The sequence below is a fragment of the Dankookia rubra genome (assembly GCF_004355005.1).
In the GTDB taxonomy this organism is placed as follows: domain Bacteria; phylum Pseudomonadota; class Alphaproteobacteria; order Acetobacterales; family Acetobacteraceae; genus Paracraurococcus; species Paracraurococcus ruber_A.
Window position 1 is genome coordinate 1 of sequence record NZ_SMSJ01000215.1, and the last position, 2,967, is coordinate 2,967.

Annotated in this window: 2 protein-coding genes and 1 pseudogene; all 3 read right to left on the reverse strand. The window is 76.8% G+C overall.

The window, feature by feature from the left end; translation table 11 throughout:
• A pseudogene (locus tag E2C06_RS38280) lies at window positions 1-947 on the reverse strand (hypothetical protein); the annotation flags it as partial.
• Window positions 948-953: 6 nt separating this feature from the next.
• Window positions 954-1,979: a glycosyltransferase family 4 protein gene (locus tag E2C06_RS35975; RefSeq protein WP_133293323.1), complete on the reverse strand. Its 1,026-nt coding sequence runs from the start codon at window positions 1,977-1,979 to the stop codon at window positions 954-956.
• Window positions 1,976-2,967 (reverse strand): glycosyltransferase family protein (locus E2C06_RS35980; protein ID WP_133293324.1); only part of this gene is annotated, 992 nt, incomplete at its 5' end. The genes E2C06_RS35975 and E2C06_RS35980, both read right to left, overlap by 4 nt.

Consider the following 2,967-nt stretch of genomic DNA (forward strand, 5'->3'; position numbering starts at 1 on the left):
AGGAAATCGGCGACCGCCTGCCCGGCCTCCGCCGCGCCGGGCGCGGGGGCGTCGGCGCCCGCGCGGTGGAACAGCACGGCGGCGACATGGCGGACCCGCCCCGCCCCGCCCGCCGCCACGACGCGCAGGGCCAGGTCGTAGTCGGCCGCCGCGCCGAGCGCCTCGCGCAGGCCGCCGAGCCGGAGCAGCAGGGCGCGCGGGAAGGCCGCGCTGCGGCTGACATAGTCCTGGCCGAGCAGCAGGTCGGGATCGAAGTCGGGCTTGAAGTGCGGCGCCTCGCGCCCGCCCGCCGGGGTGATCCGGTCGGCATCGGCATAGGCCAGCACGGTCTCGGGATGCCGGTCGTAGGCGCTCGCCAGCAGGTAGAGCGCCTGCGGCGCCAGCAGGTCTGCCGCCCCCGGCATGACGACCAGGTCGCCGGTCGCCAGGGCCAGCGCCCGGTTCAGCGCCGCCGCCCGGGCCGCGCCGGGTGGACCGGCCGCCGGCGCGGCGGCCGCGGCGACCTTCACCCGCGTCGGATCGGCGGCGCGCGCCGCCTCCATCACCGCCGCCAGCCCGGGCGGCAAGGCTGCCAGGGGCGCGAGGCAGAGCTCCCACCCGGCATAGGCCTGCCGGCGGACCGAGGCGATGGCCCGCTCCAGCAGCGCCGGCGCCGCCTCCCCGACCGGCAGCAGGACGGAAACGCGCGGCCGCGTCGCCATCGCCGCGACGCCCATCCGGATCGCCGCCAGGTCGGCGGCGCCGAAGCCGTCGTGCAGCGCGACCCAGCGCCGGTAGGTCACGGGATCGCCCGCATCGCCCGGCGGCGCCGGCACCGGCGGCACCCCGCGATGCGGCAGGACATGGCGGATCGGCGCCAGCAGGACGCGCAGCACGGCCCGCAGCCGGGGATGCCGGCGGGCGGTCCCCCAGGCCCGGGTGACGACGCGTGAGACGAAGGGATGCATGGGACCTCAGTGCCGCAGGCGCGCGCGCTCTTCGCGGAAGTCCGCGACCGCCTGGTCCCAGCGGAACCGGTCGCGCACGAAGCGATGCGCGCGCCGCGCATGGTCCTGCAGCAGGCGGCGGTCCGCGGCATAGGCCGCCAGCAGCGCCAGCAGGTCCTGCGGCCCCGCCGCCACCAGCGGCGTCACCTCGGGATGCGCGCCGGTGTCGAAGGCCACGCCCACCGTGCCGAGCGCCTGCGCCTCGACCAGCGGCAGGTTGAAGCCTTCCCAGAGGCTGGGCGAGACGAAGACGTCGAGGCCGCGCAGGAAGTCGGCCCGCTCCGGGTCGGTCAGGTTCAGCCGGACCTCCATCCCGGCCAGCGCGAAGCCGGCGGCATCGACCGGGGCGCCGCGGCCGGCCACCGCGAAATCCGCCGCGATCCCCTGGCCGGCGGCCGCCCGCACCAGGCCGAGCAGCAGCGCGTTGCCCTTGTAGCGCGCTTCCCCGCTGCCCATCCGCAGCAGCGTGCCGACCCGCAGCCGGCCGCCCGGCGGCGCGGCGGCGTCCTTCGGGCCGCGATCCTCGACATGGTCGCAGCCGTTCCAGATCACCCGCGCCGCCGGCCAGCCGATGTCGCGCGCGACGAAGCGGGAGATCGCGATCACCCCGTCGACCGCCGGGTAAACCTGCGCCCGCTTCCGCGCGGCCAGCGCGGCGCGGACCGGCATGTCGTCCTCGAACAGCGCGGCCGGCGGCTCGCCATGGTCCCAGACCATGCGGCAGCGGCTGGCCGGCAGGCCGGGCATGATCTCGACGTAGGGGGTGGAATGGGCCACGACGGTATCCGCGCCGGTCGCCCTGGCCAGGGCCTCGACCGCCCTCGAATCCGGCGCGACGGTGCGGATGTCGAGCCCTTCGAAGGCGTCGTCGTGCTGCTGGCAGCCGATCACCACGACCTCCCCGGCGGCCTGCAGCCGCCGCGCCAGCTCGGCCACCACGACCGAGACACCGAAGCCGTGCATCATCCGCACCGCGAGGAACAGCACGGTCATGCGCCGAGCGCGCCCTCGGCGGCGAGAAAGGAGAACCAGCGCCGCAGGAAAAGGCTGCGGTCGCCCCAGTGCTCCTCCCGCCTCGGCCGGGTGGCGTTCTCCAGGTGCAGGGCGCGCGGGCCGCCGATGAGCACGACCTTTCGGCCGATGCGGCGCAGCTTCAGGCAAAGGTCCACGTCCTGGCATTCCGCCGCGTAGCCTTCCTCGAAGCCGCCGAGCGCCGCGAATTCGCGGCGCGCCACCATGAGGCAGGCGCCGGTGACGGCGGCCGCGGGCGCCGCGGGCGCGAAGGCGGCGGACGGCACCGCGCGATGCGCCCGCGGGTGGTAGGGCAGCCCGCGCCGCGCGGGGTCCTGCAGGAAGCCGATGCCGCCGTGCTGCAGCGTCACCCCGTCGCCGAAATGCAGCACGTGGCCGGCGGCCGCGGCGCGCGGCGTCGCGGCGATGCCGGCATGCATCGCCAGCAGCGACGCCGCGGCATCGTCGAAGGCGACGTCGTTGTTGAGGAACAGCACGTGGTCGTGCCGCGCATGGTCGAAGCAGAGCTGGTTGTTGTTGCGCGAGAAATGGTAGCGGAGGCCCGGGACCAGCTCGATCTCGCCGGCCAGGTCGCGGTACAGCGCCAGCACCGCCGGATCGGTGGAGCCGGTATCGCCCACCAGGATCTGCAGGCCGAGCGCGCGCTCGCGCAGCGCCGGCCGCGCCGCGACCAGGGCGCGCAGCAGCGGGCCGATCAGCCCGGGGCGGTCGAGGGTGAGGATGACGACCGAGATGCCCGGCCGCGTATCCTCGGGCGCGATCCCGGGGGGCCGCCCCAGCACCGCCTCGGCCCGCGCCAGGGCGGGCTCCGCCAGGAAGGGATCCAGCCGCGGGTCGGTCGGCCAGCCGCCGGGCGGCGGCGCGGCGGGCCGGGCGGCACCGGCGGGGATCCCGGGCGGCAGGCGGAGCGCCCGCCGCTCGCGCAGCCGGGCCGGCAGCTGGCCGCTCG